Genomic DNA, 24886 nt, shown 5'->3' on the forward strand with positions numbered 1-24886 from the left:
GATCGAGATAGGAAACGTTGTCCGCGGGAGGTAGGCGTGGTTCAGACCCTTGCGAGTGACGGACTCAAATCTTTACCGCTGCCGCCGGTGAATCCCATGCCCTATCGGCAGCGTCTTGCGGCGGTGCGGGAATTCAGCACGGGTACCGAACGGCTGCGTGATGCCGGCGGGCGAGTGTCCTTTTTCAGGTTAGGTCCGCGATGGCTGATGCCGCCGATTGTGTTGGCAACATCTCCGGAGGCTATTCGCGACATCCTCAGCACCAAAGATGATTCCGTCGACAAGACGACCCCGGTCTTCGAGCAGGTGCGCCACATCATCGGGGCCAGCCTTACTGATCTTCCCTTCGAGCCGTGGAAGTCACGTCGGCGCACCCTGCAGCCGGTGTTCACCAAGCAGCGTGTGAACGAGTTCGGCGGCCACATGGAGCAGGCAGCACAGTCCGTGAGCCAGGGGTGGCGCGAGGATGCCGTGATCGATTTGGACGCCGAGTGCCGCACGATCACGCTGCGCGCGCTTGGCCGGTCGGTGCTCGGGCTCGACCTGGAACAACGCGCCGACGAGGTTGTTGAGCCGCTGCGGGTGGCGTTGGCCTACGCGGTCAGGCGCGCGACGAGCCCGCTACGCGCCCCGCGCTGGTTGCCCACTCCCGCGCGTCAGCGCGCGCGAGCGGCAAGCGCGAAACTTCATGCCCTGACGCAGGAGATTTTGCGCGACTGTCGCGCCGATCCGACGCGAGTCGCACCACTGGTCCACGCTCTCATCGCCGCCGAGGATCCAGAGACCGGAAAACGATTGACTGATGAAGAGATTTGCGACGAACTGGTCATGTTTCTCTTCGCCGGCCACGACACCACAACCACGGCGTTGACGTATGCATTGTGGGCGCTGGGACACCACCCCGACTGTCAGGACCGCGTCGCGGCAGAAGTCGCGGCACTGCCGGATCGGCCGCTGACGTCCGACGACATGCCGCGGCTGGGCTATACGGTCCAGGTCATCCGGGAATCGCTTCGCCTGTGCCCCCCGGCGCCCACTGGTACACGTATGGCGTGCCGGGACGTGGAGGTCGGCGGTTACCGCGTGCCGAAGGGCACCATGCTCGTTGTCGGGAGGATGGCCGTACAGCGCGACCCGCAACTCTGGGAGGACCCGCTCCGATTCGATCCCGACCGGTTCAGCCCTGAGAACTTCAAGGCGCTCAACCGTTGGCAATATGTGCCATTTGGCGGCGGACCGCGCTCGTGCATTGGCGACCATTTCGCCATGCTCGAAGTGACCCTCGCCTTGGCGACGCTCATCCGCGGGTTCGAAATCCGCTCTCTCGACGACGAATTTCCGCTTGCATTGCACTTCACGATGATTGCCGGTGGTCCGATTCCTGCCCGTGTTCGACCGCGTCGCTAGCGGTATCCGGCGCCAAGGCGTATCGACGGCTTGGGAACAACGATAGGGCGCGGCCACACCTGATCACCGACAAAAACGCTATCGCCTGTGCAGCAACGATTCTGGCCCGAGCACTCCGCAGCCGCGACGGTGGCACACATGCACGGCTGCGGCGCTGCCCTGGACCTGACACGATCTCCGAGCTGCGCCGCCGGAAATCAAGCCCGTCGGCGCGAGACAGTGGGCGCCGCCCAAATGTCACGGTCCACCTGGCACAACAGCCGTAGCAGAGCGCTCGGTCGGTAATACACATATGTTGAACAGTCCGCGCCGGCTGTAATGGCTGTCACCGAGCAGCAGCGTGGAATCAGGCGACCGGGGTGCGGCGACCGTCCCATCGGGGCGATCTGGCCCGGCTGCCTGCGGTAAACCGGGTCGGGGCGCGCATGGATCTGCCAGTGTGATTCCACACAGACGCGTGACGCGGCAAACAAAAACTGCCTCCGCGCACTAGTAACAGCTACGGTAAGGGCAAATGTCGGGCACCTTGGACTACTTGGTCACTGCGGCCGCCGCCGAGTTGATGGCGGCCACCGCGGCTGACTCGGCCGCAGTCAGCGAACGAGTGCTCGGCAACCTGGTTCGCGACTTGGGCGTCGATTTCAGCTTCCTGCGACACAACGACCACACCATCCGCGCCACGATCCTCATCGCCGAATTCCCGCCCCGCAATGCCGACCCGGACCCGATTGGCATAGTGCATTTCGCCGACGCCGACTCGATCTTCGCTCGGGCCGAACACCTCAAGGCGCCAGACGTGATGCGGCCCCGGCCGGACAACGCCGACTATCAACACAACATTGAAGAGGGCACCGGTGCTCCTACCGTCTCCCTCGCCGCCGTTCCGCTGCTATCCGGCGACGTCACCACCGGCACGCTAGCCTTCGGCAAGCTCGGAGACCGCGAATGGCTACCGGAAGAACTCAACGCCCTGCAAGCCATCGCCGCGCTGTTCGCCCAGCTGCAGGGCCGCACCGTCGCAGAAGAACGACTCCACTATCTCGCCGAACACGATGACCTCACCGGCCTGCTCAACCGCAGGGCGCTGATCGAGTACCTGGACCAGCGGCTGGCCGCGGGGCAGCCCGGTCCGGTCTCGGTGGTGTTCATCGCCTTGGACCGCTTCAAGGTCATCAACGACCACCTGGGTCAAAACGCCGGCGACCGGTTCATCGAGGCCTTCGCCCAACTGGTGCGCGAGGCCACGGACATTCCGGCGGCCATCGCCCGTTTCGGCGGTGACGAGTTCGTCGTCGTACCCACGACACCAATGGACATCGAGGCCGCCGAAGTGTTTGCCCAATCGCTGCACGACCTCGTCCACAAGCAGGTCGTGATCGACGATGAGCTGCTCACCCGTACGGTCAGCATTGGCGTCACGTCGGCTCTACCCGGGCAGGACAGCACCTCGGACGTGCTGCGCCGGGTCGACCAGGCCCTCCGGTCGGCGAAAAGTTCCGGCGGCGACAGGGTCGTCACTTTCAGCCCGGAAATGTTGAGAACGAACATGATCCGCAACGACATCGAACTGCACCTGGAAGGGATGGTCGACAGCCGTACTGGCGCCATGGTGCTCCATTACCTTCCGGAGTTCGACATGCGAACCGGTGAGATCCTCGGCACCGAGGCGCTAATCCGTTGGCAACACCCCACTCTCGGACTGTTGATGCCCGATTCGTTCATCCAGGTGGTCGAATCGATCAACCTGGGCGCCAAACTCGGCCGTCTCGTAATGCGTGCGGCGTGTGCGCAGTTCGGGCTTTGGCAGTCACGCGACGTCGGGCGCGGTGCGGTGTTGCGCATCAACGTATCGCCCGTGCAGCTCGTCACCGATGGCATCGTCGACACGGTCGCGACCACACTCAACGAGTTCGGCCTCGACCCGCAGACGGTATGCCTGGAGATCACCGAAAGCGTGGTGGTCCAAGACATCGATGCCACACGCAAGACGCTCTTCAGATTGAAGGAGATCGGGGTACAGATCGCCATCGATGACTTCGGCACCGGCTACAGCGTGCTGACGTATCTGAAATCGCTGCCCGTCGACACGCTCAAGATCGACAAGGGGTTTGTCCGTAATCTCGACACCAACGCCGGCGACCTGGCGATCGTGCGCTCCACAATGGCCCTGGCCGATGCCTTCGGACTGAACGCCGTCGCCGAAGGCGTCGAAACCGTAGCCGCGGCCAAGACATTGCTCGGCCTGGGCTGCTACCGGGCGCAAGGCTTTCTGCTCTCCCGCCCGCTGGACAGCGCCGCGATGGAGGCGCTGCTCGCCAAACGCGTCGTGCCGATGGACTTCTCCGACGGCGCGGCCACTGCACCGGATAAGGGCTCCGCCACCGAGAACGTAGTTGAGATCCGCGGCAAGCAGAACTCTTGATCGGCGCTTACGCGCGCCGCTGAAACAGGTAGTAGCGCGACGGGTTCTTGTGGTCAAGCTCTCGTTCATCGCCCGCGGAGACCAGCGTCCAGCCCGGGGTAAATCGGCGCTCTATTTCGGCATGGTCGATGCCTGGCACACCGATCCTGCGGCCGGGAGGAAACGCGGCGATGTAGAGCCACGCGTCGGGCGCCGCCACAGCAGAGACTTCCCGGACGTAGGCGTCACGATCGGCGCCACTCATGTTGTGGATGCAGGCGTTGTCGACGATCAACTGAAAGCCCGCACCGATTCCGGCCCGACTCAATTGCGTCACGTCGGCGCGCACAAAGTTGACCGAAACATCGGCGGCGCGAGCTTTGGCGCGGGCCTTGTCGAGCGGCTTGGCCACATAGTCGACCGCAGTTACCTGCCAACCGTGCTGGGCGAGGTAAATCGCGCAGTCTCCGGTACCGCATCCGACATCGAGGGCCGATCCCGTGGACAGTCCGGCTTCGCCCGACGTTCCTTCGACCAGGTCTCGTAGACCCTGCCCGATCGGATGGCCCTCCCAGGGTGTGAAGCCGATGCGGTAGAAAATCCGAAAGCGAGTGTGTCGCGAGGCCATACACGCAATGATCGCATTCGCGGCGAGCAGCCGCTCTCCGGCCCGGTAATCGCCACGCCTGACCGCCCTTTCGACGATCTCGAGGTCATTACCGGCAACGGTTCGTCGAATTCTGTGTAGCACCAACGAAAATAGATGCGCCGCGCCGTCGCCGTAGTCCCAACGTTGCCGCCAATGAGATCACCGTCGACGAGGACGTTCAGGCTGCGGCCCGATCTCTCCTAAGCCGAAATGCGACCGAGAATTTCGGCGTTGTGGGCGCACATCAGCTTGAATTGTTCGGGTTCGGCGTGCGTCGCGATGGTTCGGCGGTCCCACCACATCACTTTGGTGCGGTAGTCCTCGGTGGGATAGGCGGCCGCCGGTATGCCAGAGGCCACGACGCCGCCGGAGGATGCCCACTGCTCCAACACGTGAGCCGCTGCGGTGGCCATGATGAACTGGACATCCAGCATCGTCATCACCGGCAGTGCGTTACGCGCCAGCACCCGGGACAGCACCCGGCTGCTGTAATCCTGGGAATTGGTCCAAGCGCTTTTGACTTCGACAACGCCGAAGGGGATGCGGTTGGCGATCATATGGCTCAGCACGGCACGTCCCGGATTGCCGGCCCACTCGTCGAGCGCGTGGGACTGCTCGGGTGCGCGCAGGGGACCCACGAGGCGGTGACCGCCGACCACCCGGCCGTTTGGGTCGACCACGGCGAAGAACAGCGTCGTGTCGGCGCCATCCCGAATCGCGTCGAGATCGAGCACCCACTCCAAGCCGTGACGACGGTAGCTGCGGACCGCGCCGTCCAGGTATTGCTCCCATAGGTCGGGCTCCGCCTGTGGCGTGGCCGCGGAGACCCAGCATCCTGTCGCCAGATCGCGCCAGCCTGTCCCGCCTTCCAACCACGGGCCGTGAATCGCCTGACCAGTGAGCTGAGCCGCTTCCATTGGTATCCCTTCGCTTGTTAACCATGACGGCCCGACTATTTCGTCGGCGCGCTTTGAATTATTTCTCAAAATGTGTGCACGATAAATAACCGACAGTATTTATTCTGTTGAGATCGTTTGTTGTGGCCAAACCGTTAGCGTTACCGATGAGTAATCGGCAACGAGCCGAAAGTTTGCGGTCGCTGATGCAGTATGGCCCCCTGTTAGTGGAAGCGGTAGTCACTCCGCCGGCCCCGTCCGGGTCGGCCCCGGCATTGGCCGCCGACCCGGGTCGGTCCGCAGGCTGTCATGACCTTCACTTACCGCAGCCAGGGCCGTTCCCACTCAGATGATTCAACCGGACCGCCCTGGCGGCTCTACCTGTGGATTTCCTGTGCCGCGGCCGCCGGAGCGGCGCAGGTTTGCTAGCGCGGCCCGAGGTAATGGAGCGCGTTTTCCGACAACTTTCTTGCGTTTCCGGCGATTTCACGCGCACAGGCATGACGGCGACGAAGAAGCAAAATTCCACAGGCAAAGCGATTTTGCGGGATGATGTTTGGCAACTGATCGCTTTTAGTCAGGCCGCGTCAGGTGGCTCTTCGCGGACCCCGGCCATGGGGGCAGACTCGACGTCGTGACCAGCAAGCTAACCCTGGCGCGCCTCCGGCGAGCCATATTCGCGCGCCACTGCAACCCGTGGAGCGCCTGGACTCGCTGGGCGACCACGCCGCTGACGCTCGTGCCCGTCTGGACTCGGCGATGGAGACACGCGGCGTGGGTCGCGGTGTGGTTCGCCGTCAACCCGGTCGTCTTCGGCAAGCCGGCGCACGAACGGGCCTGGTCGACGCGTGCGATGCTGGGCGAGGAACTGTGGATCAGCCGTCGGCCCCGGGACGCGGCGATGCTCGTCAGCGCCCTGACGTCCGCGTCCGCGGTGAGTGCCGTCGCCGCCGCCCGCCGCCATCGACTGGGACCGGCCGTGATCGCCACCGCGGTGCAGATGGCCCTGACGCTGGTGTATTGGCAGCAGATGGTGCGCTATCTGGGCCGCGAGGCGCAGTAGCGTGGCGGCATGCCCGACGAAACGACCATCCCCGAACCCGACCCCGGGTACGACAGCGCCGGTGTACCGACTTTCGAAGCCGTCCGCGAGAAAATCGAGAACCGGTACGCGACGGCAGAGGGCGCGGCGGAACTCGACGCGGACACGGCCGAGGGCCGCTCGGTAGAGGAGCAATACGAAGAGCGCCAGCGCGCCGCCGCCGAGCGGCTGGCGCAGATCCGGGAGTCGATGCGCCCCGACGAGCATTGAGGTGCGTGCGTTCACGATCAGTGAGCGACGTAACCGCTTGGCGCGCAGGCATTTTCTGGCGACGGGCGACACATTGCCGATCACCCGGGTGATCGCCGGGCTGCTCGGCCTGCACGCGAGCGATCCCGCCACCCCCTACCTGTCGCTGTGGGCGCGGTTGCCGGGCTTCGCGACCGTCGATCTCGAGGAGCAGCTGTACCGGAAGCGCTCTGCGGTCAGGCATTTGGCGATGCGCCGCACGCTGTGGCTGGTGCGCAGCGAGGACCTGACGACGATTCAGTCGGCCGCCAGCGACCGGGTCGCCGACAACGAGCGTCGGCGGCTGGCCGCCGACGTGCGCAAGGCCGGTGTGGCCGCCGACGGCGACCGCTGGCTCGACCTGGCCGGCGCCGCGGTGGTGCGCCACCTCGCCGCCAACGGGCCCGCCAGCAGCACCGAATTGCGGGCGGCGCTCCCGGAGCTGGCCGGGACGTACAACCCGGCCCCCGGGAAGCGTTGGGGCGGCGAGGTTCCGCTCGGCCCCCGGGTGCTGACCGTGCTGTCGGCGCGGGGCGAGATCGTGCGCGGGCCAAACGACGGCGCCTGGACCACGTCGCGGCCGCGTTGGGCCACCACAGCGCACTGGCTGGGCGAGCTGGGCGAGCCGCCCCCGGACCGCGAGACCCGGGCGGAGTTGACGCGGCGCTGGCTGGCAACCTTCGGGCCGGCAACCGTCACCGACGTCAAGTGGTGGTTCGGCACCACGCTGACGGCGGCGCGCCAGGCCCTGGCCGACGTCGGCGCGGTGGAGGTCGAGCTGCACGACAGCGGCGCCGGCTGGGCCCTGCCCGACGACCTCGACCCCGAAGCCGACGCGCCGCCGTGGTGCGCGCTGCTGCCGGGCCTGGACGTCACGACAATGGGCTGGTTTCAGCGCGATTGGTACCTCGGCGAGCACCGCGCCCAAGTTTTCGACACCAACGGCAACGCCGGCCCGACGGCGTGGTGGAACGGGCGCGTGGTGGGCGGCTGGTACCAGGACGATGGCGCCCGCGTCCGGCTGCAGCTCCTCGAGGACCCCGGCCGCGACGGGCGGCGTGCCCTGCAGCGCCGCGCCGACGAACTGACCTCGTGGCTGGACGGCGTGCGGATCAGCCCGCGTTTCCCGTCGCCGCTGTCGAAAGCCGGTGCCGCCGCTCTCCGCGAAACTTAAATGGCTGCGGCGTTTTTCGGCGCGTCGTGTGCGACGTTTAAGTGTCGCGGGCGAAGCCGGCTCAGGCGGTGACCTTGCGGCGCCCGTTTGACCGCCGCGCGGGCGCGGGGCTGCCCACGACGTCGGCCAGGAACTTGCCCGTGTAGCTTTCCGGCACCGCGGCGATGTCCTCCGGGGTCCCTTCGGCGACAACGGTTCCGCCCTCGGCGCCACCTTCGGGTCCCATGTCGACGATCCAGTCGGACGTCTTGATGACGTCCAGGTTGTGTTCGATGACGATGACCGTATTGCCCTTGTCCACAAGGCCGTTGATGACGCTCAACAGTTTGCGGATGTCGTCGAAATGCAGCCCGGTGGTGGGCTCGTCGAGGATGTAGATGGTCCGACCGGTCGACCGCTTCTGCAATTCCGCGGCCAGCTTGACCCGCTGCGCCTCACCGCCGGACAGCGTCGGCGCGGGCTGGCCGAGCCGGACGTAGCCCAGCCCGACGTCGACGAGCGTGCGCAGATACCGGTGGATGCCGCTGATCGGCTCGAAGAACTCCGCCGCCTCCTCGATCGACATGTCGAGCACCTCGGAGATCGTCTTGCCCTTGTAGTGCACTTCCAGCGTTTCCCGGTTGTACCGGGCGCCGTGGCAGACCTCGCACGGCACGTACACGTCGGGCAGGAAGTTCATCTCGATCTTGATGGTGCCGTCGCCGGTGCACGCCTCGCAGCGACCGCCCTTGACGTTGAACGAGAATCGGCCGGGCTGATAGCCGCGGACCTTCGCCTCGGTGGTGGCCGCGAACAGGGTGCGGATCTTGTCGAACACCCCGGTGTAGGTCGCCGGGTTGGACCGCGGCGTGCGGCCGATCGGCGACTGGTCGACGCGCACCAGCTTGTCCAGGTGGTCCAGCCCGGTCACCCGGGTATGACGGCCGGGGACTTGCCGGGCGCCGTTGAGCCGGTTGGCCAGCACCGCGGCCAGGATGTCGTTCACCAGTGTCGATTTGCCCGAGCCCGACACCCCCGTCACCGCGGTCAACACGCCGAGCGGGAAGGACACGTCGATGCCGCGCAGGTTGTGCTCCCGCGCGCCGACGACGGTGAGCTTGCGCTTGTGGTTGACGGGCCGCCGGATGGCGGGGATCTCGATCCGCTCCTTGCCGGACAGGTAGGCGCCGGTGATCGAGTCCTTGTTCGCCAGCAGCTCGGCATAGGTTCCGCTGTGCACGATCTGGCCGCCGTGCTCGCCGGCCCTCGGGCCGATGTCGACGATCCAGTCGGCGTGCGCGATGGTGTCCTCGTCGTGTTCGACGACGATCAGCGTGTTGCCCAAATCCCTTAGGCGGGTGAGGGTTTCGATGAGCCGGCGGTTGTCGCGCTGGTGCAGGCCGATGGACGGCTCGTCGAGCACGTACAGCACGCCGACCAGACCGGACCCGATCTGGGTCGCCAGCCGGATGCGTTGCGCCTCACCGCCGGACAGCGTAGCCGCGGCGCGCGACAGCGACAGATAGTCCAGCCCGACGTCGAGCAAAAACCCCAGCCGCGACTGGATCTCCTTGAGCACCTGCCCGGCGATCGCCTGTTCGCGCGCCCCGAGGGTGAGCGCGTTCAGGAAGTCCGAGCAATCCGAGATCGACAGCTCGGACACTTCGGCGATGGACTTCTTAGCCGGCCGGCCCTTGAAATCCCCAGCGAGCGTGACGGCCAGGATCTCCGGCTTGAGCCGGGTGCCCTCGCACACCGGGCAGGGCACGTCGCGCATGAAGCCCTCGTAGCGCTCCTTCATCTGCTCGGATTCCGTCTGCGCCATCTTGCGCTGCAGGAACGCCAGCACGCCCTCGAAGTCGGCGTAGTAGGAGCGGGTGCGCCCGTACCGGTTGCGGTACCGCACGTGCACCTGGTGGTCGGACCCCTCGAGGATCGCCTTGCGGGCCTTGGCCGGAAGCCTGCGCCATGGCGTGTCGACGTCGAATCCCAGCTCCTCGCCGAGCCCGGCCATCATCCGGGTGAAGTACTCCGCGGTGTGGCCCGTCGACCAGGGCGCCACCGCACCCTCGGCCAGCGTCCGTTCGGGGTCGGGCACCACCAGGTCGGGGTCGACCTCCTTGCGGATGCCCAGGCCGGTGCATTCGGGGCAGGCGCCGTAGGGCGAGTTGAACGAGAACGACCGCGGTTCCAGGTCGTCGACCGCCAGCGCGTGCCCGTTGGGGCAGGCCAGCTTCTCGGAGAACCGCTGTTCGCGGTTGTGCGCGTCGTGCTCGTGGTCGACGAACTCGAGCACCACGATGCCGTCGGCCAGGTTCAGCGCGGTCTCCACCGAGTCGGTGAGCCGCTGCTTGGCGCTGGCCTTGACGGTCAGCCGGTCGACCACCACCTCGATGTCGTGCTTCTCCTGCTTCTTCAGCTTCGGTGGATCCGTCAGCGAATGCACCACGCCGTCGACCCGCACCCGGCTGTAGCCCTGCGCGTTGAGCTTCTCGAACAGGTCGGCGAACTCGCCCTTGCGGGTGCGCACCACGGGCGCGAGCACCTGGAACCGGGTGCCCTCCGGCATCACCAGCACCTGGTCGACGATTTGCTGGGGCGTCTGCCGGGCGATGCGCTCGCCGCAAACCGGGCAGTGCGGTGTGCCCGCGCGGGCGTAGAGCAGCCGCAGGTAGTCGTAGACCTCGGTGATGGTTCCGACGGTCGACCGCGGGTTGCGGTTGGTGGACTTCTGGTCGATCGACACCGCCGGGGACAGGCCCTCGATGAAGTCGACGTCCGGCTTGTCCATCTGGCCCAGAAACTGGCGGGCGTACGCCGACAGCGACTCCACGTAGCGGCGCTGGCCCTCGGCGAAGATGGTGTCGAACGCCAGCGACGACTTGCCCGATCCGGACAGCCCGGTGAACACGATCAACGAGTCGCGCGGCAGGTCGAGGTCGACGCCGCGCAGGTTGTGCTCGCGGGCGCCTTTGACGATCAGGCGGTCAGCCACGCTGCCTTCTTTCAGGAACTATCAACGAATGTCTGATGCTGTAGCCGTTGATGCGCACGGCGCATTCCATGCTATGTGCCCATACCGACAAGCGATCGATGACCAGTAACGTGGCCGCTATGACCGTCTCGGTTGAGCCAAGCGACAACTACACCGGACACGTCGACCCTGGTACCGCGGCCCGCCGGACCCTACCCGGCGCCACGATTCTAAAGGCGTCGGTCGGCCCAATGGACAACAACGCGTATCTAGTCACGTGTTCCGCGACCGGGGAAACCCTGCTGATCGACGCGGCCAACGACGCCGACGTGCTGATCGACCTGATCCGCCGGTACGCGCCGAAGTTGTCGCTGATCGTGACCAGCCACCAGCACTTCGATCACTGGCAGGCGCTCGAGGCCGTCGCGAAGGCCACCGGCGCCCCGACCGCCGCGAACGAGATCGACGCCGAGCCGCTACCGGTCAAGCCCGACCGTTTGCTGGCCGGCGGCGACACCGTCCGGATCGGCGAGCTCAGTTTCGACGTCATCCACCTGCGCGGGCACACTCCGGGCTCGGTCGCGCTGGCCCTCGATGGGCCCGCGACCGGCGGGGTGACGCAATTGTTCACCGGCGACTGCCTGTTCCCCGGCGGTGTCGGCAAGACCTGGCAGCCCGGAGATTTCGCCCAGCTGCTCGACGACGTCACGACGAGGGTGTTCGACGTTTACGACGACTCCACCGTCATCTACCCCGGCCACGGGGACGACACCGTGTTGGGCGCCGAGCGCCCGCACCTGGCCGAATGGCGCGAGCGCGGCTGGTGAGCCGTTCGTCGGTGAGTGTGTGCTGACGGCTTTCCGTGAGCGCTGACGGCGGGGTTTCGGCGATTTTTCCGCCCTGGGCCCACACTAAAAGCCCTGAATACACACCCAAACGCCGCGCCGCTACGTGGTGTGCACGATCAGCACGTCGACCTTGGCCCGGCGCGAGACGTTGGCCGGCACCGATCCCAGCAGGCGTCCCGCGATCGTGCTCAGGCCGACGTTGCCGACGACCAGCAGGTCGGCTTTTTCGTCCTCGGCGAGCTTGACCAACGCGTCGACCGGGGCGCCGACGATCGACCGGTCTTCCACGTTCCTGGCGCCCGCGTTGTGCGCCCGCTCCTTGGCGTCCTGGAGGATCGCGTAAATCGGCGCGGTCCCGGACACCTTGTAGCTCTCGTCCCGCAGTGCGTCGGCGGCTCGGGTGTCTTCGTGTTGGGGCAGGTACGCCGACGCGATGATCAGCTTTGCGTCGTCCCCCGCGATCTGCGCCGCCCGGTCCACCGCGCGAAACGACGAATCCGAGCCGTCGGTCCCGACCACCACGGTTCGATAGGCACTCATTTACCCTCCCAGTTTCGGTTGGTCAGCCAACCCAAGACAGTATCGCGTTTGCCGGACGGAAAGGAGAAACAGTTCCGACCGAGCGCGGCGTGGCGCTACAGCCATTTACCGTGGCCGCGCGGCACCGGCGGCGTATTTGCCCCGCGGTTAACGGGCCGGTTGAACAGGGCTAACGCCGAAAGCCTTGCACGGCCCCGGTTTTGGTGAACCGCGGGCGCCCGTCGTAATTGTGAACAAGCACCCTACCCTCCCCCACCAGGCTCGTCGCGAGCCAGTTCACTTCGTGCCCCTTACAGTGACAAGCATCATGGCCATGTCCACCGCTGAGCAGTGCGCCTCCGACGCCCCGGACGTCGCTGACGAGGCGGCGCCGGCGCGCCCGCGCGGCAGGTTGCTCGATCCGTGGGTGATCGCCGTGTTCGCCGCCGTCGTCAGCGCCGCCTGGGCCTGCAGGCCGTCGTTGTGGTTCGACGAGGGAGCCACCATCTCGGCGTCGGCCAGCAGGACTTTGCCCGAGCTGTGGAAGCTGCTGGGCCACATCGACGCCGTTCACGGGCTGTATTACCTGCTCATGCACGGTTGGTTCGCGATATTTCCGCCGACGGAGTTCTGGTCGCGGGCGCCGAGCGCGCTTGCGGTCGGGGCCGCAGCCGCGGGCGTCACGGTGTTCACCAGGCGGTTCGTCCCCGGGCGTACCACGGCGCTGTGCGCGGGTGCGATCTTCGCCATTCTGCCGCGCACCACCTGGGCGGGAATGGAAGCGCGCTCGTATGCCTTCGCGGCCGCCGCGGCCATCTGGCTGACCGTGTTGCTCGTCGCCGCCGTAAGGCGCAACCGGCCGAGGTTGTGGGTGGCCTACGCGCTGGCGTTGATGCTGTCGATCCTGCTCAGCCTCAACCTGGTCCTGTTGGTGCTGGTGTACGCGGTCATGGTGCCGCTGCTGGCGCCGAAGGAAGCCCGCAGGTCGCGGGTCATCCGGTGGGCGGCCAGCTCGGCCGTCGCCGTCGGCGCCATGACGCCGTTCCTCGTCTTCGCCCACGGCCAGGTGTACCAGGTCAACTGGATCTTTCCCGTCAGCTGGCACTACGCCTTCGACATCAGCCTGCGGCAGTACTTCGACCACAGCGTCCCGTTCGCGATCCTCACGGCGGTGCTCCTCGTCGCGGCGATCGTGGCGTGGCGGAGGGGCGCGCGTGGTCCGGGCGGCGACCTGCGCGTGCTCCTCGTCATCTGCGCGGTGTGGATCGTGCTGCCCACCGCGCTCGTGGTCATCTACTCGGCCGTCGTCGAACCGATCTACTTTCCCCGCTACCTGATCCTCACCACGCCCGCGGTGGCCGTCGTCATGGCCGTCTGCATCGTCACGCTGGCCCGCAAACCGTTGCTCGTCGCGGCGGTGGTCCTGGCGTTTGCCGCCGCGGCGGTGCCGAATTACCTGTTCATCCAGCGCTGGCCGTACGCCAAGGAGGGCTGGGATTACAGCCAGGTGGCCGACCTGATCAGCTCCCACGCGGCGCCCGGGGATTGCCTGATGGTGGACAACACCGTCCCCTGGCGGCCCGGGCCGATCCGGGCCCTGCTGGCCACCCGGCCGGCGGCCTTCCGCTCGCTGATCGACGTGGAACGCGGCGCCTACGGGCCGAAGGTCGGCTGGCTGTGGGACGGTCACGTCGCCGTGTGGCTGACGACGGCCAAGATCAACAAGTGCCCGGCCATCTGGACCATCACCAACAGGGACGGCTCGCTGCCGGATCACCAAGCCGGACAGTCGTTGCCGCCGGGAACCGCCTTCGGCCGCTCCCCGGCGTTCCGCTTCCCGAGCTACCTCGGGTTCCGCATTGTCGAGCGTTGGCAGTTCCACTACTCGCAGGTCGTGAAGTCGACGCGGTGACGGGGGCGTAGAAGCGCCGTTCGTGGGTAGTTGACGGAGATGCAGATTCTGCTGGCCAACCCGCTGCTCGGCGGTGACGTGCAGGGCGCGCGTCACGTGATCGAGCTGTTGGCCGCCTTCGGCCTGACGGCGCTCATTGGCCTGGAGCGCACGGTTCAGGGCAAGAGCGCGGGCCTGCGGACCCAGACCATCGTCGGCACGTCGTCGGCATTGATCATGCTCGTCAGCAAATTCGGCTTCTTCGACATCGTGCACGAAGGGACCGTCGCGCTCGACCCGTCCCGCGTCGCGGCCCAAATCGTCTCGGGTGTGGGCTTTTTGGGCGCCGGAATCATCATCACGCGACGCGGCGCGGTGCACGGACTCACGACGGCGGCGGCGGTGTGGGAGTCGGCCGCGATCGGCATGGCGGTGGGCGCCGGCCTGTTGCTGCTGGCCATCGCGGTCGTGGCGCTGCACTTCGTCAGCGCGCTCGCGTTCAGCGCGGTCGAGCGCCAGCTCACCGCCCGGCTGCGCGGGACCCGCCGGCTGACCATCATCTACGAAAACGGCCGTGGCGTGCTGCGGGAGCTGCTGCGGATCTGCGGGCAGCGCGAGTGGCAGCTCACCGAGCTCGACGCCGACGCCCACGACATCGATGACGGCGAGGTCAGGGTGACGATGACTCTGTCGGGCGCCAAGATGGGCAGCGCCTCCGAGGTTTTCGCCGAGGTCGACGGGGTGGTTGCCATCCTCCGCGGCGGCGAAGAACCCGACTGAGTTCAGCGACTGCCGCGGACTGCGCGGTACGACGCCACGACACCGGCCCCCGTCAACGCGGTGAACACGGCGAACAGCCAGCGGGCCGCCGTCGCGTCGCCGCCGCCCTGGGCCGTGTTGACGACGACGCCGGCCACCCCGGCCCCGAATGCCCCCGAAATGAGCTGCACGGTGTTGATCGCCGCGGCCGCCGCGACGCCTTCGGCCGGGTCGTCGACGGAATCCATTGCGCGGACGGACAAGTGGGGCCAGGCCATGCCGATCCCGATCCCGGCGACGAGCAGCCCCAGTGTCCAGGCCGCGACGGTCCCGGCCGTCGCGTTGTCGCGCTGGGTGAGCGCACCCAGCGCCAGCCCCATCGCCACCACCACCGGCGCCGCCACGATCACCCGCCCGATCGCCCGCGGGCTCTCCAGCGACGCGCTTACGATCTCGGAGACCGTCCAGCCGACCGCCAGCGCCGCGCCCAGGAATCCGGCCGCCAGCGGCGACAGGTGAGCCAACCGCTGACCGAACAGCGGCACGTAGGTGTCCACCATGGCCCCGATCATCAGCAGGCCCATCGCCAGGTAGATCCACTTCAGGGGCCCGGGCCCAAACACGCTGGGCGGCAACACCGCCGCGTGCATCCGCCAGTCGACGACCGCGAACAGCCCGACCAGCACGACGGCGGCGGCGAGCAGCCCGGCGGTCGCGGCGAGGTTGTGCGGGATCTGGGCGACGCTGACCGCCAGGGCCGCCGCGCCGATCAGCACCAGCGACCACACCGGCACCCGCAGCCGCGGTGTCTCATCGCTCGCGCCGGCGCGGCCCCCGGGCAGCGCGATCGGCACCAGCGTGGCCATCAGCGCGGTCAGAACGGCCATCGCGACGAATGCCCACCGCCACAACCCGAATTGGGCGAACAGGCCGCCCGTCGCGGGACCGACCACCGTCGCGACCCCCCACATCGCCGAAACCAGCGCAGAGGCCCGGGTCCACAGCGAGCGGGGCAGCGCCGCGTTGATGACCGCATAGCCCAGCCCGGCCAGCACGCCGCCGGCCACGCCCTGCAGGGCGCGCGCCGCGATCAGGACCTCCATGTTTGGGGCCGCCCCGCACGCCAGGCTGGAGACACCAAACACGCCCAGCCCCAACAGGAACGACGAGCGCGCCCCGATGCGCACCAGCATCGGGTTGACCATGGTCGCGGCGACCACCGACCCGACCAGGTACAGGGTGGTCACCCACGCGTAGAGGCGGCTGCCGCCGATTTCGGCGACCGTGTTCGGCAGCAGGCTGATGGTCAGGAACTCGTTGGTGGCGTACAGCGCGACGCCACCGGCCAGCACGACCGAGGTGCCCAGGTACTTCGCGCCCAGCAGCTCGCGCCAGCTGCCGGTGACGGCGTCGGTGTGCGTCACTTCAAGCCGGCGGCGTCCATCCCGCGCAGTTCCTTTTTGAGGTCGGCGATTTCGTCGCGGAACCGGGCCGCCAGCTCGAACTGCAAATCGCGGGCGGCGGCCATCATCTGCGCGGTGAGGTCCTTGATCAGGTCGGCCAGTTCGGCGCGCGGCATGTTCGACGTATCGCGACCCTCGAAGACGCCGGCGCTGACCGCGCGACCCGGCTCCCCCTGGGCACGCCGGCCGCGTGAGATGCTGCGACCGGAGCCGATTTCGACGGTGTCGCTGTCGTCGGCTTCGGCGTAGACCCGGTCGAGGATGTCGGCGATCTTCTTGCGCAGCGGCTGCGGGTCGATACCGTGGGCCTCGTTGTAGGCGATCTGCTTCGCGCGTCGCCGTTCGGTCTCGTCGATGGCCTCTTTCATCGAATCGGTCATGGTGTCGGCGTACAGGTGCACCTCGCCGGACACGTTGCGGGCGGCGCGGCCGATGGTCTGAATCAGGCTGCGCGTCGAGCGCAGGAAGCCTTCCTTGTCGGCGTCGAGGATCGCCACCAGCGACACCTCCGGCAGGTCGAGGCCCTCGCGCAGCAGGTTGATCCCGACCAGCACGTCGTAGTCGCCGAGGCGGAGCTGGCGCAGCAGCTCCACCCGGCGCAGCGTGTCGACCTCGGAGTGCAGGTAGCGCACCCGGATGCCCATTTCGAGCAGGTAGTCGGTGAGGTCCTCGGCCATCTTCTTGGTCAGCGTCGTGACCAACACCCGCTCGTCGGCGGCGGCGCGCTTGCGGATCTCCCCGATCAGGTCGTCGATCTGCCCCTTGGTCGGCTTGACCAGCACCTTCGGGTCCACCAGGCCGGTGGGGCGGATCACCTGCTCGACGAACTCGCCCCCGGTCTGGCTGAGCTCGTAGGGCCCCGGCGTGGCCGACAGGTACACCGTCTGCCCGATCCGGTCGGCGAACTCTTCCCAGGTCAGCGGCCGGTTGTCGCACGCCGACGGCAGCCGGAACCCGTACTCCACCAGGTTGCGCTTGCGCGACATGTCGCCCTCGTACATCCCGCCGATCTGCGGCACGGTGACGTGCGACTCGTCGATGACCAGCAGGAAGTCCTCCGGGAAGTAGTCGAGCAGCGTGGCCGGCGGCGAGCCCGGTCCCCGGCCGTCGATGTGCCGCGAGTAGTTCTCGATGCCCGAGCAGAACCCGACCTGACGCATCATCTCGATGTCGTAGTTGGTGCGCATCCGCAGCCGCTGGGCCTCGAGCAGCTTGCCCTGCCGCTCGAATTCGGCGAGCCGCTCGGCGAGCTCCTCCTCGATGGTGGAGATCGCGTGGGCCATCCGCTCCGGCCCGGCCACGTAGTGGGTGGCGGGGAAGATCCGCAGCGAGTCGACCTGGCGAACCACCTCGCCGGTCAGCGGGTGCAGGTAGTACAGCGCCTCGATCTCGTCGCCGAAGAACTCGATGCGGACGGCAAGCTCCTCGTAGGACGGGATGATCTCCACGGTGTCGCCGCGGACCCGGAACGAGCCTCGGGTGAAGGACAGGTCGTTGCGGGTGTACTGGACGTCGACGAGCAGCCGCAGCAGGCCGTCGCGGGGCACCTCGGTGCCGACCTGCAGTTCGACGGAGCGGTCCAGGTAGGACTGCGGCGTGCCCAGGCCGTAGATGCACGACACCGACGCGACCACCACCACGTCGCGCCGCGACAGCAGCGCCGACGTCGCGGAGTGCCGCAGCCGCTCCACGTCGTCGTTGATGGAGCTGTCCTTCTCGATGTAGGTGTCGGTCTGCGCGATGTACGCCTCCGGCTGGTAGTAGTCGTAGTACGACACGAAGTACTCGACGGCGTTGTGCGGCAACATCTCTCGCAGCTCGTTGGCCAGCTGGGCGGCCAGCGTCTTGTTGGGCGCCATCACCAGCGTGGGGCGCTGCAGCCGTTCGATGAGCCAGGCGGTGGTGGCCGACTTTCCGGTGCCGGTGGCGCCGAGCAGGACGACGTCGCGCTCCCCCGCCCGGATCCGGCGCTCCAGCTCGTCGATGGCCGCGGGCTGGTCGCCGGCCGGTGCGTGCGGGCTGACCACCTCGAAGCGGCCACCGGCGCGCACCAGCCCCTCGATGTCCTCCGCGGCCGGCCGGTATTCCGAGTGCGCGACGATTGGGTGTTCAGTGGCAAAGGCCATGGCACCAGGGTAGAGGCGGGTACCGACAAGTGTCCCGCCGCAGCAGAGAACCACCACTCGATCCAAAACTTGATAGCGCATGCGCTAGCGCGTTCCAAAGTCACCTATCGGTGCGCTGACTAAATCACCCCGCGAGCGCGCGCAAAATGCCGCGCAGCGCGGCGTGTCGGCGTACAGACACGGCCGCTCGCGGCCGAGACCGCTACGCCCCCGGACGCGTCCAGGTGCGGGTGACCGGGTCGCACTCCAGCAGGTAACCGTCACTGGACGTGGACATCGCGAACACCGAGGTGTTCGGGCGGTTGCAGGAGCTGCCGGTGGTGTGCACTCCCATCGTGATCGGCGCCTTGGCCCACGTGTTGCCCTCGCAGACGACCTGCTCGCTGTTGGTCGGGTCGTAGGCGAGCTTGTCGGCGTCGCTGCACGACCCGCCCAGGACCGGCGCCCCCGGGTGCGGCGGCGTGGTCGAGGCGCTGATCACCTGGGCGGGATCGGCCACCGGCACGGACGGCGGGGCGTCGCCGACGCGGGTGGCCACCACCGGCACCCGCACCACCGCTCCCTGCGCGCCGCACTCGTCGGACAGGGCGGTTTGCGTGACCGTGCCTCGCAGCGTGCCGTCGGATTGCGGCGCCAACGACCCGGCGACGCTTTCCTGTTGGGTCGCGCTGACCTGTCCGTTCGGCTCGGTGCAGCCGGCCCGCTCCTGCTGGAACCCGCCCTGCCAATAACCACCGATGAACCGCAGCGAGTAGGTGTGACCGCCGTCGACGGTGCTGGCCACCTGGTGGTTGGTGTCGTCGAGCTGGGTTCCGGTCGCCGCGCACCCGTTGGCGGTGCACACCGAGCGGAACGCCCACCAGCTGGCGGCCGGGCCGTCGTGGCGGATCGGGATGCCGTTGGTGGTCTGCTTGCTGCGGTCGTAGGTCAGCTTGTAGGTGCCGTTGAGCACCGGCCCCCCGGGCCGCCCCGGCGCCGCGCTCGGCGCCGGCACGGAGGGGCGGGACGCGAGCGCGGGCACATTGGGCGTCGGGCTCTCCGGCTGAAACGAGTACAGCGTCGACCAGGTTGCCGCGATGGCGATCAGCACCGCGCACAGCAACGCGGTCGCCCACCGGGCCCGGGACGAGAACCGGTGATACAACCGCCGCCGCGGCGACGCCTCACCCGCCTGGTCGCCGGCCCGCTCCTCGGAAACCCGCTCGTCGACGGCGGCGGCGAACACGCGGCACCGCTCGAAGCGGTCCTCGGGGCGCTTGGCCAGGGCCATGAGGAACACGTCGTCGAGGTAGGCCAAGTCGGGGCGGTAGTCGCTGAGCCGCGGCGGATCCTCGTGCAGGTGCTGGCTGATCACCGCGACCGGGTTGGAGTGCTGGAACGGCGGCGCACCGGTGAGCAGATGAAATGCCGTGGCCGCCAACGCATACTGGTCCGCGCGGCCGTCGATGTTGGACCCGGTCAGCTGTTCCGGGGCGGCGTAAGCCACCGTCCCCACCGCGACGTTGGTCTCGGTGATGCCGCTGATGTTGGCGAGGTGGCGCGCTACACCGAAGTCCGCCAACAGGATTCGGCGTTCCCCCTCCTCGGGATGGGTGAGCAGGATGTTGGCGGGCTTGACGTCGCGGTGCAGCAGCCCGCGGTCGTGCGCATAATCCAGCGCCCCCGCGACCGCCTGCAGGATCGCGCACACCTCGTCGATGGGCATCCCGTCGGGATAGCGCTCCTTGACCAGCCGGGCCGCGTCGGTGCCCTCGACGTAGTCCATGGAAATCCAGAGCTGACCGTCGAATTCGCCGCGGTCGTGGACGCCGACGATGTGCGGGTGCCAGAGCGTCGCCGCCAGGTCGGCCTCACGGTTGAACCGCTCGCGGAACTCCGGGTCGGCGGTGACCGCTTCGGCGAGCACCTTGATCACGTCGCGCCGCGGCAGCCGGGGATGCAGCGCCAGGTAGACCTCGGCCATGCCGCCGGCGCCGAGCTGCCGCAGGATCGTGTAGCCGGCGAACGCTGCACCGCTGCTCAGCGCGAGGCGCGATGCGCTGGCCTCGGGGCGGGACTCCACGGCCGGGGGCTCGGCGTTCGGGGTCGAGGTGACGGGCGGAATGCGGCGAAACAGGTGCGCGACGGTTGCCGAGGGACCCGAATTGAAGCCCGCGCGCAGGGCCTCACGCGCCAGGCGCGGGTTGCTCAGCAGCCGTCTCCCGGCGTCGATCCGCCGGGTCGTGCCCTTGTGTTCGTCCGTCAATCGCTGCCCCCTCGTCGCTGTGCTTGCACTCCCCTCACGTCCGAATGATGCCGGATCTCGGTGGGCGATTGGTCTCAGGAAGCTATGAGCACCCTATGAGTGGCCGAATCGAAATAAAGCCAAATCACAGGCGAGTCCCATGGAGAGCACTCAAACCGCGGACCGATACTTGAGTAGTGAATCGACCCGCCCCGCCTGTCCTGACAATCCGGCACGACGGGTCCCAACGCTCGTTCGCGGCCGGCCACGAGGTCGTCGTCGGGCGTGACGCGAACGCGGACTTGCGGATTCCCGATCCCCGGATCTCCCGCGCGCACCTGATCGTGCGGTTCGACCAGGGCCGCTGGCTGGCGATCGACAACGGCTCGCTGAACGGCACCTATGTCAACGGCTACCGGATGCCGGTCATCGACATCCACGACGGCCAGAGCATCAACGTCGGCAACCCGCAGGGACCGCGGCTGACATTCGCGGTCGGACCGCAGCAGGGCCACGCCAGCGGACCGCCCCCACGCAGGCTGACGCGGGACTCGGGGCCGCCCACCGTGGCCTGGTCTGCGCTGCCGGAGCGGACGAACCCGACGGCGCCGCCCGTCCCCCGTCGGGGCCAGACCGGCAGCCAGCCCAGGCAGACCGCGCCGCCGCGTCCGATGCCGGCCCAGGGCCCGCCCCGGCAGCCACCCAGGCCACCGGGGCCACCGAGGCCACCGCAGCCGCGGCAGGCGCCGCCGCCCAGGCCACCCGACCGGACGCCACCCGACCAGGTGACCACCGTCAACGCCGAGCCGGCGCTCCAGCCGGACGCGCGACCGCCCGCCGAGTCGACCGTGATCGACGCCAGGACGGCCGACGTCTCCAACCTGGCGACGAGGTTCGTGAAGTTGCTCTCGCCGCGCCTGTCGGCGGCCGCGGGCACGGCCGGCGCCAAGACGATCGGTCGCGCGGCCGAGAGCGACATCGTCGTCTACGACGTCCTCGCCTCGCGTCATCACGCCACGCTGCTGCACACCCCGCTCGGGACCGAGATCCGCGACAACAGCATCAACGGCACCTTCGTCAACGGCACTCGGGTCGGGTCGGCGATCCTGACCGACGGCGACGTCGTCACCATCGGCAACGTCGACCTGGTGTTCCGGGGCGACACCCTAGTCGAGGGCGGCGCCGCCGCGGCACGCACCGGCGGCCTCGAGGTGCGCAACGTCCGCTACGTCGTCGACAGCGGCAAGCAGCTGCTCGACGACATCTCGCTGACCGCCCGCCCGGGCACGCTGACCGCCGTGATCGGGGGGTCGGGCGCCGGCAAGAGCACGCTGGCCCGGCTGATCGCCGGCTACACCAGCCCCACCTCGGGCTCGGTGAGCTTCGAGGGCCACGACATCCACGCCGAGTACGCGTCGTTGCGCAGCAGGATCGGCATGGTTCCTCAGGACGACGTGGTGCACCGCCAGCTGACGGTCAACCAGGCGCTGGGCTACGCCGCCGAACTGCGGCTGCCGCCCGACACCAGCAAGGCCGACCGCGCCAAGGTGGTCGCCCAGGTGCTCGAGGAGCTCGACCTCACCAAGCACGCCGACACCCGCGTCGACAAGCTGTCGGGCGGTCAGCGCAAACGGGCCTCGGTCGCGCTGGAACTCCTGACCGGGCCGTCGCTACTGATCCTCGACGAGCCGACGTCGGGCCTCGACCCGGCGCTGGACCACCAGGTCATGACGATGCTGCGCCAGCTGGCCGACGCCGGTCGCGTGGTGATCGTGGTGACGCACATGCTGTCCTACCTGGACATCTGCGACCAGCTCCTGCTGGTGGCCCCGGGCGGCAAGACGGCCTACTTCGGCCCGCCCGACCAGATCGGCGACGCGATGGGCACCACCAACTGGGCCAAGATCTTCACCAAGGTGGGCGCCGACCCCGAGGAGGCCAACCGGCGGTTCCAGGAGCGGGCCGAGGCCCAGCGGCGGCCCCAGAAACTGCTGCCCACCCGGACCGACGAGCCCGGCGACCTGGGCGCGCCGGTGCACACCAGCGTGCGGCGCCAGATTTCCACGGTCGCGCGCCGGCAGGTGCGGCTGGTCGTCGCCGACCGCGCCTATTTCGTCTTCCTGGCGTTGTTGCCGTTCATCCTGGGATCGCTGTCGCTGACGGTGCCGGGCAACCACGGGTTCCAGGTGCCGGGCCCGAATGCCGGGACACCCGACGAAGCCGCGCAGATCCTGGCCCTGCTGCTGCCGGCCGCGGCGTTCATGGGCACCGCGCTGACGATCCGCGACCTGGTCGGCGAGCGCGCCATCTTCCAGCGCGAGCAGGCGGTCGGGCTGTCGACCACGGCCTATCTGCTCGCGAAGACGGCGGTGTTCTGTGGGTTCGCGATCCTGCAGTCGGCGATCGTCACCGCGATCGTGGTGATCGGCAAGAGCGCCCCGACTCGCGGCGCCGTTCTGCTCGGCCACTCGACCGCCGGGGCGACCGTCGAGCTGTTCCTGACCGTGGCGGGGACGTGCGTCGCCTCGGCCATCCTCGGGCTGGCCATCTCGTCGCTGGTGCGCTCCAGCGAGCAGATCATGCCGCTATTCGTGGTCACGGTGATGGCGCAGCTCGTGCTGTGCGGCGGCATGGTCCCGGTGACAGGCCGGCTCGGCCTCGACCAGCTGTCGTTCGCGATGCCCGCGCGCTGGGGCTACGCCGCCGCGGCCTCCACTGTCGATCTGCGGCACCTGGTGCCCGACACGCTGCTCTCCCAGGACCGGTTCTGGGAGCACACCTCGAAGGTCTGGCTGATCGACATAGGCATGCTGGCCGCACTGTCGGTGATCTACGGCGGCTTCGTGCGGTGGAAAATCCGACTGAAGCGTTAGTCCGAGCCGACCCTAGATCTGCTCCGCGCCGCCGTCGACGAACAACTCGCTGCCGGTCATGAAACTGCTTTCGTCCGACGCGAGGAAAAGCACCGCCGCGGCGACTTCTTCGGGCCTGCCCGGGCGGCCCATCGGGACCTTGGCTGCCTCGGCTTCTCGTAGCTCCTGCTCGCGTCCGGCCGGCGCCAATCCCAACAGCCCCGGCGTCTCGACCGGTCCGGGAACGATCGTGTTGACCCGAATCCCGCGGCCCACGAGTTCGGCGGCCCAGGTCCGCCCGAAAGAGCGGATCGCCGCTTTCGTCGCCGCGTACACGCTGAACGCCGGGGTGCCGTTGTAGGCGGCGGTCGAGCCGGTCAGCACGATCGACGAGCCGCGGTTGAGCAGCGGCAGCATGGCTTGCACGGTGAACAACGTGCCGCCCACGTTGGTCATGAAGCTGGAGGTGAAGTGTTCGACGGAAATGTCGCCCAGTGCCGCGAATTCTCCGCCGCCAGCGTTGGCGAAGAGCACGTCGAGGCCGCCCCCGCGGGATGCGATGGCCTCGGCGACCGCCGCCACGTCGTCGAGGTTGCCCACGTCGGCGCGGATGCCGGTCGCCCGGTCACCGATCGACGCCACCGCGGCGTCGATGGTGTCCTGACTGCGACCGGTCAGGAAGACATGGGCGCCCGCGTCCGCCAGCCGCTGCGCGGTCGCCAACCCGATCCCCGAATTCCCGCCGGTGACGAGAGCTGTCTTTCCGCTGAGGTCGCTCACAGTGCCCCTTCCGCTTGGCCGTACTCATTCGACATGGTGCTGCCTCCCAACGGCCCCAACAACTAGAGTGGGTCAATCCATCCCCCGAAGCGCGAGACGTTCGACCTGGTCACCCGCACCAACACCGATCCGAAGGGCATCGTGCGGGCCGTCGACGAGTACGTCCTGCACGCGTGGGGGCTCTACCTCGCCCGCCCCACCCCGGGCCGCCCGCAGTTCCACTACCTCGAATCCTGGCTGCTGCCGTCGTTGGGCTTGCGCGCCACCGTCTTTCACTTCAACCCGGGGCACGAACGCGACCAGGACTACTACCTCGACGTGGGCGAATACACGCCGGGCGTGGACGTGTGGCGTTCGGAAGACCACTACCTCGACATCGTCGTCCGGACCGGCTCCGGCGCCGAGCTGGCCGACGTCGACGAGCTGCTGGACGCCGTGCGCCACGGCCTGCTGACGCCGGAGGTGGCCGAACGGGCCGTGCGGCGCGCCGTGGTCGCCATCGACGGCCTGGCCCGCAACGGCTACGACCTTTCCCGCTGGCTGGCCACCCGTGGCATGGAGTTGACCTGGCGTGATGCATAGCTCGTTTCCTCACGTGACCCACGGGTATCACT

18 protein-coding genes are annotated in these 24886 nt (G+C 68.1%); 10 read left to right on the forward strand and 8 right to left on the reverse strand.

The window, feature by feature from the left end:
• The first annotated feature begins 36 nt into the window (after positions 1–36).
• The gene (locus tag N415_RS04395; RefSeq protein ID WP_068177544.1) at positions 37–1407 is read left to right on the forward strand and encodes a cytochrome P450; all 1371 of its coding nucleotides are present in this window, start codon (positions 37–39) and stop codon (positions 1405–1407) included.
• 514 nt (positions 1408–1921) lie between these two features.
• Positions 1922–3829 (forward strand): bifunctional diguanylate cyclase/phosphodiesterase, encoded by a 1908-nt coding sequence (locus tag N415_RS04400; RefSeq protein WP_068177546.1) that lies wholly within the window; start codon positions 1922–1924, stop codon positions 3827–3829.
• A 7-nt stretch (positions 3830–3836) separates the two neighbouring features.
• Here the strand turns inward: N415_RS04400 and N415_RS04405 are convergent, their stop codons facing one another.
• A complete protein-coding gene (locus N415_RS04405; protein WP_068177548.1) occupies positions 3837–4436 on the reverse strand; it encodes a class I SAM-dependent methyltransferase in 600 nt (199 codons plus the stop codon).
• 221 nt (positions 4437–4657) lie between these two features.
• A complete protein-coding gene (locus N415_RS04410; protein ID WP_068177552.1) occupies positions 4658–5374 on the reverse strand; it encodes a hypothetical protein in 717 nt (238 codons plus the stop codon).
• Between the two features lie 613 nt (positions 5375–5987).
• On the opposite strand from N415_RS04410, the gene N415_RS04415 reads away from it, so the two are divergent.
• Genes N415_RS04415 through N415_RS04425 form a run of 3 tightly spaced genes read left to right on the forward strand, consistent with a single transcriptional unit; the run spans position 5988 to position 7857 of the window.
• On the forward strand, positions 5988–6416 hold the full coding sequence (locus N415_RS04415) for a DUF6653 family protein (protein WP_239645447.1): 429 nt from the start codon (positions 5988–5990) through the stop codon (positions 6414–6416).
• 9 nt (positions 6417–6425) lie between these two features.
• Positions 6426–6665, forward strand: coding sequence for a hypothetical protein (locus N415_RS04420; RefSeq protein WP_068177553.1), 240 nt, complete (start codon positions 6426–6428; stop codon positions 6663–6665).
• 1 nt (position 6666) lies between these two features.
• Positions 6667–7857, forward strand: a complete 1191-nt coding sequence (locus N415_RS04425; protein ID WP_068177554.1) for a winged helix DNA-binding domain-containing protein — start codon at positions 6667–6669, stop codon at positions 7855–7857.
• Positions 7858–7918: 61 nt separating this feature from the next.
• Here the strand turns inward: N415_RS04425 and uvrA are convergent, their stop codons facing one another.
• Positions 7919–10831 carry an excinuclease ABC subunit UvrA gene (uvrA, locus tag N415_RS04430; protein ID WP_068128833.1) on the reverse strand — a complete coding sequence of 971 codons (2913 nt, stop codon included), beginning with the start codon at positions 10829–10831 and terminating at the stop codon, positions 7919–7921.
• Positions 10832–10950: 119 nt separating this feature from the next.
• Here uvrA and N415_RS04435 point away from each other — a divergent pair, with 119 nt between their 5' ends.
• Positions 10951–11637 (forward strand): MBL fold metallo-hydrolase, encoded by a 687-nt coding sequence (locus N415_RS04435; RefSeq protein WP_068177556.1) that lies wholly within the window; start codon positions 10951–10953, stop codon positions 11635–11637.
• A 120-nt stretch (positions 11638–11757) separates the two neighbouring features.
• Here N415_RS04435 and N415_RS04440 read toward each other — a convergent pair whose 3' ends face one another.
• Positions 11758–12198: a universal stress protein gene (locus N415_RS04440; protein ID WP_068177558.1), complete on the reverse strand. Its 441-nt coding sequence runs from the start codon at positions 12196–12198 to the stop codon at positions 11758–11760.
• Positions 12199–12505: 307 nt separating this feature from the next.
• Here N415_RS04440 and N415_RS04445 point away from each other — a divergent pair, with 307 nt between their 5' ends.
• The gene (locus N415_RS04445) at positions 12506–14089 is read left to right on the forward strand and encodes a hypothetical protein (protein ID WP_068177567.1); all 1584 of its coding nucleotides are present in this window, start codon (positions 12506–12508) and stop codon (positions 14087–14089) included.
• Between the two features lie 39 nt (positions 14090–14128).
• Positions 14129–14848: an MgtC/SapB family protein gene (locus N415_RS04450; protein ID WP_068177568.1), complete on the forward strand. Its 720-nt coding sequence runs from the start codon at positions 14129–14131 to the stop codon at positions 14846–14848.
• A gap of 2 nt (positions 14849–14850) precedes the next feature.
• Here the strand turns inward: N415_RS04450 and N415_RS04455 are convergent, their stop codons facing one another.
• The 3 genes from N415_RS04455 to N415_RS04465 all read right to left on the reverse strand — a co-directional run bounded on the left by N415_RS04455 (position 14851) and on the right by N415_RS04465 (position 20661).
• The gene (locus tag N415_RS04455; protein WP_068177569.1) at positions 14851–16251 is read right to left on the reverse strand and encodes an MFS transporter; all 1401 of its coding nucleotides are present in this window, start codon (positions 16249–16251) and stop codon (positions 14851–14853) included.
• Positions 16248–18416: an excinuclease ABC subunit UvrB gene (gene uvrB / locus N415_RS04460; protein WP_068177570.1), complete on the reverse strand. Its 2169-nt coding sequence runs from the start codon at positions 18414–18416 to the stop codon at positions 16248–16250. The genes N415_RS04455 and uvrB overlap by 4 nt, the downstream gene beginning before the upstream one ends.
• A 202-nt stretch (positions 18417–18618) precedes the next feature.
• Positions 18619–20661, reverse strand: a complete 2043-nt coding sequence (locus tag N415_RS04465; protein WP_068177572.1) for a serine/threonine-protein kinase — start codon at positions 20659–20661, stop codon at positions 18619–18621.
• 176 nt (positions 20662–20837) lie between these two features.
• Here N415_RS04465 and N415_RS04470 point away from each other — a divergent pair, with 176 nt between their 5' ends.
• Complete coding sequence (locus tag N415_RS04470; RefSeq protein ID WP_081665062.1) at positions 20838–23513, forward strand: ATP-binding cassette domain-containing protein; 2676 nt, start codon at positions 20838–20840, stop codon at positions 23511–23513.
• Between the two features lie 12 nt (positions 23514–23525).
• Here N415_RS04470 and N415_RS04475 read toward each other — a convergent pair whose 3' ends face one another.
• The gene (locus N415_RS04475; RefSeq protein ID WP_068177573.1) at positions 23526–24272 is read right to left on the reverse strand and encodes an SDR family oxidoreductase; all 747 of its coding nucleotides are present in this window, start codon (positions 24270–24272) and stop codon (positions 23526–23528) included.
• Positions 24273–24413: 141 nt separating this feature from the next.
• Between N415_RS04475 and N415_RS04480 the strand changes: the two genes are divergently transcribed.
• A complete protein-coding gene (locus N415_RS04480) occupies positions 24414–24854 on the forward strand; it encodes a DUF402 domain-containing protein (protein ID WP_068177574.1) in 441 nt (146 codons plus the stop codon).
• Positions 24855–24886: the final 32 nt, after the last annotated feature.

The organism is Mycobacterium sp. UM_CSW (assembly GCF_000455205.1).
Taxonomy (GTDB): domain Bacteria; phylum Actinomycetota; class Actinomycetes; order Mycobacteriales; family Mycobacteriaceae; genus Mycobacterium.